This is a genomic window from Pseudomonas sp. LPB4.O, from assembly GCF_038383825.1.
GTDB classification, from domain to species: Bacteria; Pseudomonadota; Gammaproteobacteria; order Pseudomonadales; family Pseudomonadaceae; genus Aquipseudomonas; species Aquipseudomonas putida.
In genome coordinates this window covers 1,050,750-1,066,070 of the sequence record NZ_CP151298.1, presented here as the reverse complement: position 1 = coordinate 1,066,070, position 15,321 = coordinate 1,050,750, and the positions used below count along the sequence as shown (strand labels likewise).

The 15,321-nt window shown below is 63.8% G+C and carries 12 protein-coding genes; 4 read left to right on the top strand and 8 right to left on the bottom strand.

What is annotated here, in order from left to right; genetic code table 11:
- Nucleotides 1-87: 87 nt before the first annotated feature.
- The gene (yjgA, locus tag MRBLPB4O_RS04745) at nt 88-606 is read left to right on the top strand and encodes a ribosome biogenesis factor YjgA (protein WP_027595596.1); all 519 of its coding nucleotides are present in this window, start codon (nt 88-90) and stop codon (nt 604-606) included.
- Between the two features lie 138 nt (nt 607-744).
- Here the strand turns inward: yjgA and tldD are convergent, their stop codons facing one another.
- From tldD to mreB, 8 genes are all read right to left on the bottom strand, one after another.
- Nucleotides 745-2,184, bottom strand: coding sequence for a metalloprotease TldD (gene tldD, locus MRBLPB4O_RS04740; RefSeq protein WP_341797650.1), 1,440 nt, complete (start codon nt 2,182-2,184; stop codon nt 745-747).
- A 2-nt stretch (nt 2,185-2,186) separates the two neighbouring features.
- Nucleotides 2,187-3,038: a carbon-nitrogen hydrolase family protein gene (locus tag MRBLPB4O_RS04735; RefSeq protein WP_341797649.1), complete on the bottom strand. Its 852-nt coding sequence runs from the start codon at nt 3,036-3,038 to the stop codon at nt 2,187-2,189.
- An 8-nt stretch (nt 3,039-3,046) separates the two neighbouring features.
- The gene (locus MRBLPB4O_RS04730) at nt 3,047-6,868 is read right to left on the bottom strand and encodes a YhdP family protein (protein ID WP_341797648.1); all 3,822 of its coding nucleotides are present in this window, start codon (nt 6,866-6,868) and stop codon (nt 3,047-3,049) included.
- Between the two features lie 82 nt (nt 6,869-6,950).
- Nucleotides 6,951-8,408, bottom strand: coding sequence for a ribonuclease G (gene rng, locus MRBLPB4O_RS04725; RefSeq protein ID WP_049275123.1), 1,458 nt, complete (start codon nt 8,406-8,408; stop codon nt 6,951-6,953).
- Between the two features lie 54 nt (nt 8,409-8,462).
- Nucleotides 8,463-9,074, bottom strand: coding sequence for a Maf family protein (locus MRBLPB4O_RS04720; RefSeq protein WP_341797647.1), 612 nt, complete (start codon nt 9,072-9,074; stop codon nt 8,463-8,465).
- Nucleotides 9,075-9,107: 33 nt separating this feature from the next.
- Nucleotides 9,108-9,596, bottom strand: coding sequence for a rod shape-determining protein MreD (gene mreD, locus MRBLPB4O_RS04715; RefSeq protein ID WP_016485021.1), 489 nt, complete (start codon nt 9,594-9,596; stop codon nt 9,108-9,110).
- Nucleotides 9,596-10,660 carry a rod shape-determining protein MreC gene (mreC, locus tag MRBLPB4O_RS04710; protein ID WP_341798856.1) on the bottom strand — a complete coding sequence of 355 codons (1,065 nt, stop codon included), beginning with the start codon at nt 10,658-10,660 and terminating at the stop codon, nt 9,596-9,598. The genes mreD and mreC overlap by 1 nt, the downstream gene beginning before the upstream one ends.
- A gap of 166 nt (nt 10,661-10,826) precedes the next feature.
- Complete coding sequence (gene mreB, locus MRBLPB4O_RS04705; RefSeq protein WP_003255163.1) at nt 10,827-11,864, bottom strand: rod shape-determining protein MreB; 1,038 nt, start codon at nt 11,862-11,864, stop codon at nt 10,827-10,829.
- Nucleotides 11,865-12,069: 205 nt separating this feature from the next.
- Here mreB and gatC point away from each other — a divergent pair, with 205 nt between their 5' ends.
- Genes gatC through gatB form a run of 3 tightly spaced genes read left to right on the top strand, consistent with a single transcriptional unit; the run spans nt 12,070 to nt 15,281 of the window.
- Nucleotides 12,070-12,357 carry an Asp-tRNA(Asn)/Glu-tRNA(Gln) amidotransferase subunit GatC gene (gene gatC, locus MRBLPB4O_RS04700; protein ID WP_341797646.1) on the top strand — a complete coding sequence of 96 codons (288 nt, stop codon included), beginning with the start codon at nt 12,070-12,072 and terminating at the stop codon, nt 12,355-12,357.
- A 15-nt stretch (nt 12,358-12,372) separates the two neighbouring features.
- Nucleotides 12,373-13,824 carry an Asp-tRNA(Asn)/Glu-tRNA(Gln) amidotransferase subunit GatA gene (gene gatA / locus MRBLPB4O_RS04695; RefSeq protein WP_341797645.1) on the top strand — a complete coding sequence of 484 codons (1,452 nt, stop codon included), beginning with the start codon at nt 12,373-12,375 and terminating at the stop codon, nt 13,822-13,824.
- Nucleotides 13,825-13,835: 11 nt separating this feature from the next.
- On the top strand, nt 13,836-15,281 hold the full coding sequence (gene gatB / locus MRBLPB4O_RS04690) for an Asp-tRNA(Asn)/Glu-tRNA(Gln) amidotransferase subunit GatB (RefSeq protein ID WP_341797644.1): 1,446 nt from the start codon (nt 13,836-13,838) through the stop codon (nt 15,279-15,281).
- Nucleotides 15,282-15,321 lie beyond the last annotated feature (40 nt).

Below are 15,321 nucleotides of genomic sequence, written 5' to 3'. Positions count from 1 at the left end.
CGTACGGCTTGGGGTCATTCTACGACCGGGCCGGACAAGCGGCCCCCGACTGGTTATCATGGCGACGATTTCTAGCGGACTGCCACCATGGTTGATTCAAACGACGCCTACGACGGCGAAAAAAGCAAAACCCAGATCAAGCGCGAACTGCATGAGCTGGTTGAACTCGGCGAGCGCCTCACTACGCTCAAGGCCGACACTCTGGCGCGTCTGCCGTTGACCGACGAGCTACGCAAGGCCCTGGCCGAGGCTTCCAAGCACACCGCTCACGGTGCCCGCAAACGCCACATGTCGTTTGTCGGCAAGCTGATGCGCGTGCAGGACCTGGATGCCATCCACGCCTTGCTTGAGCAGATGGACAGCTCGACCCGCCAGTACAACGAGCGCTTCCACGGCCTGGAGCGCTGGCGCGACCGGCTCATCGACGGTAATGACGAAGACCTCGAGCGTTTCGTCAACGAATACCCCGATACCGATCGCCAGCAACTACGCTCGCTGATCCGACATGCCCAGCACGAAAAAGCGCGTAACAAGCCGCCTGCTGCTGCGCGCAAGGTGTTCAAGTACATCCGCGACCTCGACGAGCTGCAGCGCGGTTTGCGCTGAGCCCCTGGGGCCGCTGTGCGGCCCAATCGCGACACAAGGCCGCTCCCACAGTATTCGCGCAGCCATTCCTGCGTGGCGCAGCCCCTGTGGGAGCGGCCTTGCGTCGCGAAAGGACCGCAAAGCGGTCCCAGATGGCCATCACGCCCCGGTACCGCCGACGGTAATCGCATCCAGCTTCAAGGTAGGCTGCCCCACCCCGACCGGCACCGACTGCCCGTCCTTGCCGCACGTCCCTACCCCGCTGTCCAGCGCCAGGTCGTTCCCGACCATCGACACCCGGCTCATCGCCTCCGGGCCATTGCCAATCAGGGTCGCACCCTTGACCGGCGCGGTAATCTTGCCGTCTTCGATCAGGTAGGCCTCACTGGTCGAGAACACGAACTTGCCGCTGGTGATGTCCACCTGGCCACCGCCCAGGTTGGCGCAATAGATACCCTTCTTCACCGACGCGATGATTTCCTGCGGGTCGCTTTCGCCTGCACGCATGTAGGTGTTGGTCATGCGGGGCATCGGCAGGTGCGCGTAGGACTCCCGGCGACCGTTGCCGGTCAACGCCATGCCCATCAGGCGCGCGTTGAGCTTGTCCTGCATGTAACCCTTGAGCACACCGTTCTCGATCAGCGTGGTGCATTCGGTCGGAGTGCCTTCGTCATCCACGCTCAGTGAGCCACGGCGGCCCTCGAGCGTGCCATCGTCAACGATGGTGCACAGGCTCGATGCCACCTTCTCGCCAATGCGGCCGCTGAACGCCGAACTGCCTTTGCGGTTGAAGTCACCCTCCAGGCCATGGCCTACAGCCTCGTGCAGCAACACGCCCGACCAGCCCGAGCCCAGTACAACCGGCAAGGTGCCTGCAGGTGCCGGGATCGCCTCAAGGTTTACCAGCGCCTGGCGCAATGCCTCGCGGGCATAGCCCATTACCCGTTCTTCGGTGAAGAAACGGTAGTCGGTACGCCCGCCACCGCCCTGCCCGCCGCGCTCGCGACGGCCATTCTGTTCGACGATGACGCTGACGTTGAAGCGCACCAGTGGGCGCACGTCGGCGGCCAGGCTGCCATCGGCCGCAGCGATCAGGATGCGCTCCCAGACCCCGGCCATGCTCACGCTGACTTGCTGGATGCGCGGGTCCAGGGCGCGGGTGGCGACATCGACACGCTTGAGCAGCTCGACCTTTTCGGCACGGCTGAGTACATCCAGCGGGTTGTCTGCGGCATACAGGGCGGCCACTTCCTGACTGCGGAAAGCCTGGACCTTGCCGTTTTGCCCGGCACGTGAAATCGAACGGGCGGCGCGCGCCGCCGAGGTCAATGCCTCGAGGTTGATCGCATTGCTGTAGGCGAAGCCGGTCTTTTCACCGGACTGGGCACGTACGCCCACGCCCTGGTCCAGGTTGAAGCTGCCCTCTTTGACGATGCCGTCTTCCAGCGCCCAGGTTTCCGAGATCTGACCCTGGAAATACAGGTCGGCGGCGTCGATGCCGGGGCCGGCCAACTCACCCAGTACGCTCTGCAGGCTGTCCAGGGTCAAGCCGCCTGGGGCCAGGAGCTGCTCACTGACGGTGGATAACATCTGGCTCATAGTCACTCCGAGGTGTGCGCAGGCCGCAACGCGCCCTGCGAGAAAAAGCGCCGGTGCGATACCACCGGCATGCGCGCCCGGATGGACGCTTGTTCTTCAATGTCGCGCTCGGCAAGCAGTACTGCTTCGCCTTGCGCCTGTTGTGCGACGATGCGCCCCCAAGGGTCGACGATCGCCGCATGGCCATGGGTTTCCCGAGGGCCTGGATGGGTGCCGCCCTGCGCCGCAGCCAGCAGGTAGCACTGGGTTTCGATTGCGCGGGCGCGTACCAGCACCTCCCAATGTGCCGCCCCTGTCACGGCTGTAAAGGCCGCTGGGGCAGTGATCAGTTCCGCGCCGGCAGCACGCAGTGCGCTGTACAGCTCAGGAAAGCGCAAGTCGTAGCACACACTCAGCCCCAACCGCCCAACCGGCGTGTCAGCCACCACCACCTGGGCGCCATGGGCGTAATCATCCGACTCACGGTACCGACCGCGGTTGTCGGCAACGTCCACGTCGAACAGGTGCAGCTTGTCATAGCGTGCCGCCACCTCGCCGTGTTCGTCGATCAGCAGCGAGCAGGCATGCGCCTTGGCCTCGGGCTGGCCGACCGGAGGCAAGGGCAAGGTACCGGCCACAACCCATAACTTGAGGTCGCGGGCGGTGCGTTTCAACCATGGGAGGATCGGCCCTTCCCCCAATGCTTCGGCGCGGCCGATGGCAGCGGCGTCCTTGCGGCCCATGGCGGCGAAGTTTTCCGGCAGCACCGCCAGCCGTGCGCCGCCAGATGCGGCCTGCTCCAACAGGGCACCGGCACGTTGCAGGTTGGCCAGCACATCATCCTGGCTGACCATCTGGATTACCGCTGCCTTCATGGGCACTCCTAGCGGGTTTTCTCGAAAGGTTTCACAAATGTGATTCTAGGCTCTTTCCACGGCCCTTCGACACGGTAGTGCACGCTGGCAAAGCGCGACACGCGGTCACCGATCAACCGGTCGACCAGGAACAGCGCGCCGCCTACGGCTGGCGCACCGATAATCAGTGCCGCCAGCGGCAGGTTGTTGGTCACCGGCAGGCTCACTTGCAGGTTGGCATCGACCCGGTCGCGCACCATGTCCAGGGTGCCCTCCAGCTCAAAGTTGCTCGACGGGCCGGTGACACTGATCGGCTCGCGGGTGACATAGACACCATTACTGGCCACGAGCAGGCCTTTGACCCGGTCATAGGCGAGGCCCTTTTCGAACAGGTCGGAGAAGTCCAGGCGCAGGCGCCGGCCAATGGAGTTGAAGTTGAGCAGGCCGAACACGCGCAGTGCCTGTGCACTGCCTTCGACTTCGACGAACTGGCCGGTGCGCAGCGCCGCGTCCATGCTGCCAGAGAAGCGCTTCAGGCCCACCGCAGCGGGCGAACCCGGCCAGCGGCCGTCCACATCCAGGCGGAAGTCACGGCTGGTCACAGTCGGAGCGAAGCCCCAGGCCTTGAGCACATCGGCCAGGTTCTTGCCGTCCAGGCGCCCTTTGTACCAGCTGCTGGTGCTGCCCTGCTCACCCTCCCAGCCGCCACCGCCGTCGATGCGCAGCCCTTTGAAGTCGAGGTCGATATCGCTGGCGGTCACGCCCCGCGCTGTCGGTCGCAATTTGATCGCCGCGCTGCCGAACAGGTCGTCGCCGCGGTAAAGCTTATCGATGCTCAAGTCCAGCGCCGGTACCTTGCGCGGGTCGAACGAGGCTAACGGGTCCGGGCCCTCTTCGGCCTGAGCCTGGGCAGGGTCGGCAGCGGGCAGGCGCAGGGTCTGCATACGCACGACCATTGGCGCACCCTTGGCATCCGGCACACGGGCGTTGCCAATCACTTCCTTGCTGTCCAGGCGCAGGTCCCAGGCCGGGCCGCCACGGGCCATACGCACCACGGCCTGGTTCAGGTCCATGCCGAAGGCTTTCAGCTGGCCGATGCTCAGGTCGACACTTTGCAGGTTCTGTCGCGCGCTGCCACCTGGGTCGTCACCGGCAAGCCGGGCCGCCTGTTCTTGCCAGGGCGCCAGGTCCAGCGACTCCAGGCGCCCGCGTACCCGCAAACCCTGGCCAGCCGGGAGTTGGGCGTCACCAGTGCCCAACAGCAATTCACCACGCCCCTGCATGAGCTTGTCGGCCGGTGCGGCGTAGGCAAAGCGTGCAAGGTCGGTGTAAGCGGCATCGAACCGCCGCTCCTGGCCTTGCAGGCTCATGCTGAAACGGCTGTCGCGGGTGTCTGCTGCGGCTTTGCCGAAGGGCGCCGGCAGGTCGATGGCCAAGCCCTTCAGGTTCGAATTGACGCTCAGCCGGTTGTCCCGGCTACCCAGGCTGAGTTGCAACTGGTAAGGCAGGTCACCGGACGCTGGCAAAGCCTGTTTGAACTGCAGCCAGTCGGTCAGTGCCTTGAGCGATACCTGGCCATTGGCGTCGATGCGCGTCTGCATCTGCCCCGGCTGGCCTTCGGCAGTAATTTGCGCCGTCACCGGCTTGCCGAACGCCTGCAGGCTGATGCCCTTGCCACTCAGGCCTTTGTCAAAATCGAAGCTGAAATCACCCTTCAAGCGGCTCAACTCCAGGCTCGGCGGGGCAACTTTCAGGCGCGCATCGCTGGTGGCGAAATCCACCTGCACTTTCGGCCGTTCCCCACGAGCCAGCGGGATGTCGAGCTTGACCTTGCCCTTCAACGGCCCTTCGCCCTCCCAGCCGGCGAAGATCTCGCCCGTGCCGATCGGCGCTTCCTTGAGTATTTTCAGGCCATCGCCCAGGCTGCCGTCGAAGTCGCCATCCAGGTACAGGCGACTGTGCTGCTCACCCTCGACATGCGGGATATCAACGCTGACATCGCTCACCTTGGTGTCGAGCAACAGGCCACGCTGGGCCTTGATGCGCACACCGCTGTCCTCGATGAACACATCGCCATCTACGTGCTGAACCTGCGGCCAGCCAGGCTGGAAGTCCAGCGCCGCGTCCCGCACCTTGAAAAACAGGCTGATGCTGCGGGCTTGCGGTGCGGCGCCATGATTCAGCGAGCCCTGGTACTGGAAGTAGCCCTCATCCACCGTGCCTTTGACGATGGCGCTGCGCAGCCATTCGTCGAGGGCCGGGCTGAGCACCTCGGGCAGGTACTTGGCGGTGTAGCGGCCATCGCCCTCGGTGAGGCCGACACGCAGGTCCATGTAGTCCTCGCGGCCTTCTTCGAACAACAGGCGAATAAGGAAGTCACCAGCAATCTTGCCCTCCTCGCCCAACACCTTGAGGTAAGGCGCAACCAGGGTGAAGCCTTCCTTGTCCAGCGCCCAGGTGAGGCGCGCGTTGGCTTTCTGGTAGTGCCAGGGTTTAGCGAAGATCGGGTACAGGTGCAGCATGAATGCATCGGTATCCAGGCGCAGTTCACCATGCCCCAGGTCGCCGCTGATGCTGCCGCTGACGTTACCGGCAGCCGGGGCACCGTGATAGGCATCGAAACCGACCTTCTCCAGGTTGGCGTCGAATTGCAGGCGCTGGTCACCCTCGGCCTTGGGCCGGGCCTCCAGCCGTACATTGCGCAACGCGCCGGTTACCTTGAGGCCATCGACTACGGCCATGACATTGTCAGGCAGCGGTGCCAGGGCTTCGATCAGCGGGGTAAGGGGCGTAAGGTGCAGCCGGTCAGCCTGCAGCTTCCAGCTTTCATCAGCAGCGCTCTGGCCGGGACGCTGCTGCAACTGCAGGTGCGACTCCCAACGGGTCTTGCCGATGTCCATGGCCAGGGAGTCGACCACTACATCAAAGCCTTGGGCCTGGCGCTGGAACCAGGCGCCCACAGCCAGGTTGTTCAGTGTCGCGGACTTGCGCCCGGCATAACCGCCCTGCAGCTCGGGTGCATTGAGCCGCACCACTGCCTGCTGCAATTGCCCTTCGCGCCAGTCGACCCACAACTCGCCGCCCGCTCGCAGCGCCTCGGCATGCCACTGGCCCAGCAGGCGTGGGGGCAACCATCGCGCCCAGTCACTTTGCGGCAGGCTCAGGTAGGCATCTACCTGGGCGTCACGCCAGGCCTTTGCCGACGCACGGCTACGCAGGTTCAGCGCCAGGGGCTGGCCATCGGGCAGGGTCGCACTCAAGTCCAGGGCCTGGCGCGAAGCACCCGCCTGCAGGCCGGCGCTCACATACGTCAGGGTGAGCGGGTCTCGCTGCCACGGGTGCAAGGTGACCTGGCTGTTGAACACATCAATGCGGCCCAGCTGGCGCAGGCGCTGCAGCAGTTCGGCGGGGTCAAGCGGCGCATCGTCCTTCTTCGGCAGGCCTTCAAGGTCCCAGGCCCCCTGCTCGTTCTCACGCAGGATCAGTTGCAGGCCACCCAACTGTATACGCGCCAGGCGCACTTCGCGGGCACTGAGGCTGGCCCAGACATCGGGCACAACCTTGACGTCGTCCAGGCGCAGCGCCGTCGCGCCTTCACCCAGTTGCAGGTCACGCACACGCAGCACCGGTGCCAGGCCGCTCCAGCGCCCCTCAAGGGCACCGACATGCACCGGCAGCCCCAGCGCCTGCTCGGCTTTGCGTTCCACATCGGCACGGTATTCGGCCACCAGCGGTACCAGCTCGCGGCCGAGGCTGACATACAACGCCACCAATACCGCCAGCAGGGCGCAAAAGCCCAGCCCCCAGCGGGTCAAGGCGACAAGAACGCGGGTCAGACGTCCCATGGCCATGGCCCTCCAAGTCGTTTATCCATGATGGCCGGTAGTGGCGGTTTTGCCAGCCCGACCATCCAGTGGCGCGTTCGAGAAGACCTCAGAGCAGCACCACGTCGTATTGTTCCTGCGAATACATCGACTCGACCTGGAAGCGAATGGTTCGACCGATGAACGCCTCCAGCTCTGCCACGTTGCCCGATTCTTCATCCAGCAGGCGGTCGACCACCTTCTGGTTGGCCAGCACACGGTAGCCCTCGGCCTGATAGGCACGTGCCTCGCGCAGGATCTCGCGGAAGATTTCGTAGCAGATGGTCTCGGGGGTTTTCAGCTTGCCGCGGCCCTGACAGGCCAGGCACGGCTCGCACAGCACCTGCTCCAGGCTTTCACGGGTGCGCTTGCGGGTCATCTGCACCAGCCCCAGCTCGGTGATGCCGATGATGTTGGTCTTCGCGTGATCCCGTTCCAGCTGTTTTTCCAGTGTGCGCAGCACCTGGCGCTGGTGTTCTTCATCTTCCATGTCGATGAAGTCGATGATGATGATGCCGCCGATATTGCGCAGGCGCAGTTGCCGGGCGATGGCGGTGGCAGCCTCCAGGTTGGTCTTGAAGATGGTCTCTTCAAGGTTGCGATGGCCGACGAATGCACCGGTATTCACATCAATGGTGGTCATCGCTTCGGCCGGGTCGACCACCAGGTAGCCACCGGACTTGAGCGGCACCTTGCGCTCGAGGGCGCGCTGGATTTCGTCTTCGACACCGTACAGGTCAAAGATTGGCCGTTCGCCCGGGTAGTGTTCGAGGCGGTCGGCGATTTCCGGCATCAGTTCACCGACGAACTGCGTGGTCTTCTGGAACGTTTCACGCGAGTCGATGCGGATCTTCTCGATCTTCGGGTTGACCAGGTCACGCAGGGTACGCAGGGCCAGGCCCAGATCCTCGTAGATGACCATCGGCGCGCCGCAGGTCTTGATCTGGGCGCCGATCTGCTCCCACAGGCGGCGCAGGTAGCGGATGTCCTGCAAGATCTCTTCGGCACGAGCGCCTTCGGCGGCGGTGCGCAGGATGAAACCACCGGCATCCTTGATGTTTTCGCTTTCCATGCAGTTGCTGACCACCTGCTTGAGGCGGTCTCGCTCGGCTTCGTCTTCGATCTTCAGCGAAATGCCGACATGGCTGCTGCGCGGCATGTACACCAGGTAGCGGGAAGGGATCGACAGCTGGGTGGTCAGGCGTGCGCCCTTGGTGCCAATCGGGTCCTTGGTCACCTGCACCACAAGGGCCTGGCCTTCGTGCACCAGCGCCGTGATGGTCTCGACCGCCGAGCCTTCACGCTGAGAAATTTCCGACGCATGGATGAACGCAGCGCGCTCCAGGCCGATGTCGACGAAGGCCGCCTGCATGCCTGGCAGCACACGCACCACCTTGCCCTTGTAGATATTGCCGACGATGCCACGGCGCTGGGTGCGCTCGACGTGCACTTCCTGCAGTACCCCGTTTTCCACCACCGCCACGCGTGACTCCATCGGGGTGATGTTGATCAGGATCTCTTCACTCATGGCCGGCTCTCGTCAAAGGTCTTTTGTAATGATGGATGGCGTATGCCGTGCTGGCTACTGCGGGTTTGTTACCTCTGGCGTATGCACGGGCGATTGCCAACAGGCGATACCAAACGTGCCAAGCAACTCGGCCGTCTCACTGAGGGGCAGGCCTACCACGGCCGAATAACTGCCGGACAGACCGGTGACGAACACTGCGCCCAGGCCCTGGATGGCGTAGCCACCGGCCTTGTCCACAGGCTCGCCGCTGGCCCAGTAGCGTTGTGCTTCATCGGCGCTGATCGCCCGGAAGCGCACCTTGCTGGTGACGCACAGGCTTTGCGTATGCAGGCCGTCGCTGAGAGCAACCGCAGTCAATACCTGGTGCTCGCGGCCCGACAGGCCAGCCAGCATGGCCATGGCATCTTCGCGGTTTTCCGGTTTGCCCAGAATACGACCATCGAGCACCACGGCAGTGTCCGCCCCCAGCACCACAGCCGGGCCCTCGACACGGGCCAGACCAGCCGCAGCCTTGGCCCGAGCCAGGCGCTCAACGTAGGCCGGGGCGCTTTCGTCAGGCAGCGGGGATTCATCGATGGGTGCACTGACAACGGTGAAAGGCACACCGATCTGGGTCAGCAGTTCACGACGACGGGGAGAGCCAGAGGCCAGGTATAACGGGTTCATGCAGACATCTCCCTGTCAGTTGCGGCATCGCCGTCAGTTGATATGCAAGCGTCGGCGCAGGTCGCGCAGGGCGAAACTGATCCATGGCCAAAGCAAGGCACTGATGACCGCCGACCAGACCAGCGCCAGGGTAGGCAACCGGTTGCCGGTCAGGGCGCTGAGCCATAGCTGGATGAGCTGGGCGATGCCGAAAATGACCAGGATCACCAGGCTCTGCTGCCACATGGGGAACATGCGCAAGCGCTGCTGCAGGGACAACACCAGGAAGGTGATGAGGGTGAGGATCAACGCGTTCTGGCCCAGCAGGGTGCCGTACAACACGTCCTCGGCAAGGCCCAGCACGAACGCCGTGGTCATGCCGACCTTGCCCGGCACCGCCAGGGTCCAGAATGACACCAGCAAAGCCAGCCACATGGGCCGGAACACTTCCATGAACTGCGGCATGGGCGAGACGCTGAGCAGCAGGCCGATGGCGAAAGTCAGCCAGATGACCCAGCCGTTGTTGCGGCGCGAAGCAGCCATCATTGTCTCCGGGTGTGAGCGGGTGCGGCAGGCGCTGCGGCAGGCGTGGCAGGGTTAGCCGCCGGGGCTGCAGGCTGTACGGCCGGTGCTGTCGGCGCTGCGGGTGTGACTGGGGTTACAGGCGTAGTGCTGGCAGGTGTGCCCTGCTCGCCCGTACCCGCCGGTTGGCCGGGGACCGTGGTGCCCTTGCGGTCAGCCTCTTCCTGGGCGATGGCAGCATCAGTGGCGCGCTGCTCCGGGGTACGCCGGTCGCTGAACACCAGCAGCATGTAACGGCTGCGATTGAGCGCGGCGGTGGGGATGGCGCGCACGATGGCGAACGGCTGCCCGGAATCGTGGATCACCTCGTTGACCGTCGCCACCGGGTAGCCAGCCGGGAAGCGCTGGCCCATGCCGGAGCTGACCAGCAGGTCGCCTTCCTTGACGTCGGCGGTATCGGCCACGTGACGCAGTTCAAGGCGCTCCGGGTTGCCGGTGCCACTGGCAATGGCGCGCAGGCCGTTGCGGTTGACCTGCACCGGAATGCTATGGGTGGTATCGGTCAGCAACAGTACCCGCGAGGTGTAGGGCATCAGCTCGACCACCTGGCCCATCAGACCGCGCGCATCGAGCACCGGCTGACCAAGGAACACACCATCACGCTCGCCCTTGTTGATCAGGATGCGGTGGGTGAACGGGTTGGGGTCGACACCGATCAGCTCGGCCACTTCGACCTTTTCGTTGACCAGCGCCGAAGAGTTCAGCAACTCGCGCAGGCGCACGTTCTGCTCTGTCAGGGCTGCCAGTTTCTGCAGACGCCCCTGCAACAGCAGGGCTTCGGTCTTGAGCTTTTCGTTTTCGGCGATCAGTTCAGTGCGGCTGCCGAACTGGCCGGCCACGCCTTGCCACGCACGTTGCGGCAGGTCGGTGATCCAGTACGACTCCATCAGCACCATGCCCATCTGGCTGCGCACGGGTTTGAGCACGTCAAAGCGCGCGTCGACAACCATCAACGCGACCGACATCACCACCAGAACGAGCAGGCGAACGCCCAGCGAAGGGCCCTTGGAGAAAAGCGGTTTAATGGGCCGTTCCTCGTGGACGACTCAGGAGGTCATTGGACATGGAACTACGCACCAGCCTGGTTGCGGGTTGACGGATACGGCGCCCTTGACGGGCGCCAGCCCAGCACATACAGGTAGCACTGTGCGTGCTACCTGTAAACCGGGCGCTCGTGAACAGCGAGTGGGATCACTCGCTGGAGAGCAGGTCCATCGCGTGCTTGTCCATCATCTCCAGGGCGCGACCGCCGCCACGGGCGACACAGGTCAGCGGGTCCTCGGCGACGATCACCGGCAGGCCGGTTTCCTGGGCCAGCAGCTTGTCGAGGTCACGCAGCAGCGCGCCACCACCGGTCAGCACCAGGCCACGCTCGGCGATGTCCGAAGCCAGCTCGGGCGGCGATTGCTCCAGGGCGCTCTTCACGGCCTGGACGATGGTCGCCAGCGATTCCTGCAGCGCTTCGAGCACTTCGTTGGAGTTCAGGGTGAAGGCACGCGGTACGCCTTCGGCCAGGTTGCGGCCACGCACATCGACTTCGCGCACTTCGCCGCCCGGGTAAGCGGTACCGATTTCCTGCTTGATGCGCTCGGCGGTGGACTCGCCGATCAGGCTGCCGTAGTTGCGGCGCACGTAGGTGACGATGGCTTCATCGAAGCGGTCGCCGCCAACACGTACGGATTCGGCATAGACCACGCCGTTCAGGGAGATCAGTGCGATTTCAGTGGTACCACCACCGATATCGACGACCATCGAACCGCGAGCCTCTTCAACCGGCAAGCCGGCACCGATGGCAGCCGCCATTGGCTCTTCGATCAGGAACACTTCACGGGCACCGGCACCCAGGGCCGACTCGCGAATGGCGCGGCGCTCTACCTGGGTCGACTTGCACGGCACGCAGATCAGCACGCGCGGGCTTGGCTGCAGGAAGCTGTTCTCGTGAACCTTGTTGATAAAATATTGCAACATTTTTTCGCAAACGCTGAAGTCGGCGATAACGCCGTCCTTCATCGGACGAATGGCAGCAATGTTGCCAGGCGTACGGCCCAGCATGCGTTTGGCTTCGGTACCGACGGCGACAACGCTTTTCTGATTGCCATGGGTACGGATGGCAACAACCGAGGGCTCATTCAGGACGATACCGCGCTCACGCACGTAAATAAGGGTGTTGGCAGTACCCAGGTCGATGGAGAGATCGCTGGAAAACATGCCACGCAGTTTCTTGAACATGGGAAAGTGACCCTGGGGAAAGCGTGGGTAAAAAAGTGCGGCAAACTCTAACAATGGCAGGGATTTTGGGCAAGGAGCCAATATGTTAAATTGGCTGTTTTTCCGAGCATGCCAGCCGATGATCGCGGCCGTTGGACCGCCAGAAAGCTGACATGTTCCTCATCGCGGACCCAAATTCCGTTCTTTGTTTCCCTTGGAGATCTTCATGGCGCTTGAACGCTGCGACGTGGAAAAGATCGCCCATCTGGCCCGTCTGGGGCTGAATGATGGCGAACTGCCACGCATTACCGATGCCCTGAACAGCATCCTCGGGCTGGTCGACGAGATGCAAGCGGTCGATACCACTGGCATCGAGCCCCTGGCCCACCCGCTGGAGGCCAGCCAGCGCCTGCGCCCCGACCAGGTCACCGAAAGCAACCAGCGCGACGCCTACCAGGCTATCGCGCCGTCGACCGAAAGCGGTCTGTACCTGGTTCCCAAAGTCATCGAGTAAGGGATAGAGCCTGCCATGCATCAATTGACCCTGGCCGAGATCGCCCGCGGACTCGCCGACAAGTCGTTTTCCTCCGAAGAGCTGACCGGCGCCCTGTTGGCGCGCATCAAGCAACTCGACCCTCAAATCAACAGCTTCATCAGCGTCACCGAAGAGCTGGCCCTGGGCCAGGCGCGTGCCGCCGACGCCCGTCGCGCCGCAGGCGAAACCGGCACGCTGCTGGGTGCCCCCATCGCCCACAAGGACCTGTTCTGCACCAACGGCGTACGCACCAGTTGCGGCTCGAAGATGCTCGACAACTTCAAGGCGCCGTACGACGCCACCGTGGTCGCCAAGCTGGCTGAAGCCGGCATGGTCACCCTGGGCAAGACCAACATGGACGAGTTCGCCATGGGTTCGGCCAACGAATCCAGCCACTACGGCGCGGTGAAGAACCCGTGGAACCTCGAACACGTCCCAGGCGGTTCGTCGGGCGGGTCGGCCGCTGCCGTGGCCGCGCGCCTGCTGCCGGCCACCACTGGCACCGACACCGGCGGTTCGATCCGCCAGCCGGCGGCACTGACCAACCTCACCGGCCTCAAACCGACGTACGGTCGTGTTTCGCGCTGGGGCATGATCGCCTACGCCTCCAGCCTCGACCAGGGCGGCCCGCTGGCCCGCACTGCCGAGGACTGCGCCCTGCTGCTGCAAGGCATGGCCGGTTTCGACGCCAAGGACTCCACCAGCATCGAAGAGCCGGTGCCGGACTACAGCGCCAACCTCAATGGTTCGCTGCAGGGCCTGCGCATCGGCCTGCCGAAAGAGTACTTCGGTGCAGGCCTCGACCCGCGTATCGCCGACCTGGTCCAGGCCAGTGTCAAAGAGCTGGAAAAGCTCGGCGCAGTGGTCAAGGAAATCAGCCTGCCGAACATGCAGCACGCCATCCCGGCCTACTACGTGATCGCCCCGGCTGAAGCCTCTTCCAACCTGTCGCGCTTCGACGGCGTGCGCTTCGGCTACCGCTGCGAAGCCCCGAAAGACCTCACCGACCTGTACAAGCGTTCCCGTGGCGAAGGCTTCGGCGTTGAAGTGCAGCGCCGCATCATGGTCGGCACCTACGCCCTGTCGGCCGGCTACTACGACGCGTACTACGTGAAGGCGCAGCAGATCCGCCGCCTGATCAAGAACGACTTCATGGCCGCCTTCAACGATGTCGACCTGATCCTCGGCCCTACCACGCCGAACCCGGCCTGGAAGCTTGGCGCCAAGAGCAGCGACCCGGTCGCCGCCTACCTGGAAGACGTCTACACCATCACCGCCAACCTGGCGGGCCTGCCGGGCCTGTCGATGCCGGCCGGCTTCGTCGACGGCCTGCCGGTCGGTGTGCAGCTGCTGGCGCCGTACTTCCAGGAAGGCCGCCTGCTCAACGTCGCGCACCGCTACCAGCAAGTGACCGACTGGCACACCCGTGCCCCCAACGGCTTCTGAGGAGTTCACACATGCAATGGGAAGTTGTGATCGGGCTGGAAATCCACACTCAGCTCGCCACCCAGTCGAAGATCTTCTCCGGCAGCGCCACCACCTTCGGTTCCGAGCCGAACACCCAGGCCAGCCTGGTTGACCTGGGGATGCCCGGCGTACTGCCGGTGCTGAACCAGGAAGCCGTGCGCATGGCGTGCATGTTCGGCCTGGCCATCGATGCCGAAATCGGCAAGCGCAACGTGTTCGCGCGCAAGAACTACTTCTACCCGGACCTGCCCAAGGGCTACCAGATCAGCCAGATGGACCTGCCGATCGTCGGCAAGGGTCACCTGGATATCGCCCTGGAAGACGGCACCATCAAGCGCATCGGGGTAACCCGCGCGCACCTGGAAGAAGATGCCGGCAAGAGCCTGCACGAAGACTTCAGCGGCTCCACCGGCATCGACCTCAACCGTGCCGGCACCCCGCTGCTGGAAATCGTCTCCGAGCCTGACATGCGCAGTGCCAAGGAAGCCGTGGCTTACGTCAAGGCGATCCACGCGCTGGTGCGCTACCTGGGCATCTGCGACGGCAACATGGCCGAAGGCTCGCTACGCTGCGACTGCAACGTGTCGATCCGCCCGAAAGGCCAGGTCGAGTTCGGCACCCGCTGCGAGATCAAGAACGTCAACTCGTTCCGCTTCATCGAGCGCGCGATCAACAGCGAAATCCAGCGCCAGATCGACCTGATCGAAGACGGCGGCAAGGTCGTGCAGGAAACCCGCCTGTACGACCCGAACAAAGACGAAACCCGCTCCATGCGCAGCAAGGAAGAAGCCAACGACTACCGTTACTTCCCCGACCCGGACCTGCTGCCGGTGGTGATCGAGGACAGCTTCCTCGAAACCATCCGCGCCGGCCTGCCGGAGCTGCCGCCGCAGAAGGTCGAACGCTTCCAGAGCCAGTACGGCCTGTCGGCCTACGACGCCAATGTGCTGGCATCCAGCCGCGAACAGGCGGACTACTTCGAAGAAGTAGTGAAAATTGGTGGCGACGCCAAGCTGGCGGCCAACTGGGTCATGGTCGAGCTGGGCAGCCTGCTTAACAAGCTGGGCATCGAGATCGACCAGTCACCGGTCAGCGCCGCGCACCTGGGTGGCATGCTGCTGCGCATCCGCGACAACACCATCAGCGGCAAGATCGCCAAGACCGTGTTCGAGGCCATGGCTGCCGGTGAAGGCGATGCTGACAGCATCATCGAAAGCAAAGGCCTGAAGCAGGTTACCGACACCGGTGCGATCGACAAGATGCTCGACGAAATGCTGGCAGCCAATGCCGAGCAGGTCGAACAGTACCGCGCCGCCGACGAGGCCAAGCGTGGCAAGATGTTCGGCTTCTTTGTCGGCCAGGCGATGAAAGCTTCCAAAGGCAAGGCCAACCCGGGGCAGGTGAACCAATTGCTCAAGGCCAAGCTCGAAGGCTGACCTGAATATGCTGCGAGGGCTCTGCCCTCGTTCGCGGGCT

Excerpts from the sequence above, each read along its gene's own strand:
- MRBLPB4O_RS04735 (WP_341797649.1), bottom strand. The coding sequence starts at position 3,038 with ATGAAGGCAGCGGTAATCCAGATGGTCAGCCAGGATGATGTGCTGGCC.
- tldD (WP_341797650.1), bottom strand. The coding sequence starts at position 2,184 with ATGAGCCAGATGTTATCCACCGTCAGTGAGCAGCTCCTGGCCCCAGGC.
- mreD (WP_016485021.1), bottom strand. The coding sequence starts at position 9,596 with ATGGCTGCTTCGCGCCGCAACAACGGCTGGGTCATCTGGCTGACTTTC.
- MRBLPB4O_RS04730 (WP_341797648.1), bottom strand. The coding sequence starts at position 6,868 with ATGGCCATGGGACGTCTGACCCGCGTTCTTGTCGCCTTGACCCGCTGG.
- gatA (WP_341797645.1), top strand. The coding sequence starts at position 12,373 with ATGCATCAATTGACCCTGGCCGAGATCGCCCGCGGACTCGCCGACAAG.
- mreB (WP_003255163.1), bottom strand. The coding sequence starts at position 11,864 with ATGTTCAAGAAACTGCGTGGCATGTTTTCCAGCGATCTCTCCATCGAC.
- gatB (WP_341797644.1), top strand. The coding sequence starts at position 13,836 with ATGCAATGGGAAGTTGTGATCGGGCTGGAAATCCACACTCAGCTCGCC.
- rng (WP_049275123.1), bottom strand. The coding sequence starts at position 8,408 with ATGAGTGAAGAGATCCTGATCAACATCACCCCGATGGAGTCACGCGTG.
- yjgA (WP_027595596.1), top strand. The coding sequence starts at position 88 with ATGGTTGATTCAAACGACGCCTACGACGGCGAAAAAAGCAAAACCCAG.
- MRBLPB4O_RS04720 (WP_341797647.1), bottom strand. The coding sequence starts at position 9,074 with ATGAACCCGTTATACCTGGCCTCTGGCTCTCCCCGTCGTCGTGAACTG.
- gatC (WP_341797646.1), top strand. The coding sequence starts at position 12,070 with ATGGCGCTTGAACGCTGCGACGTGGAAAAGATCGCCCATCTGGCCCGT.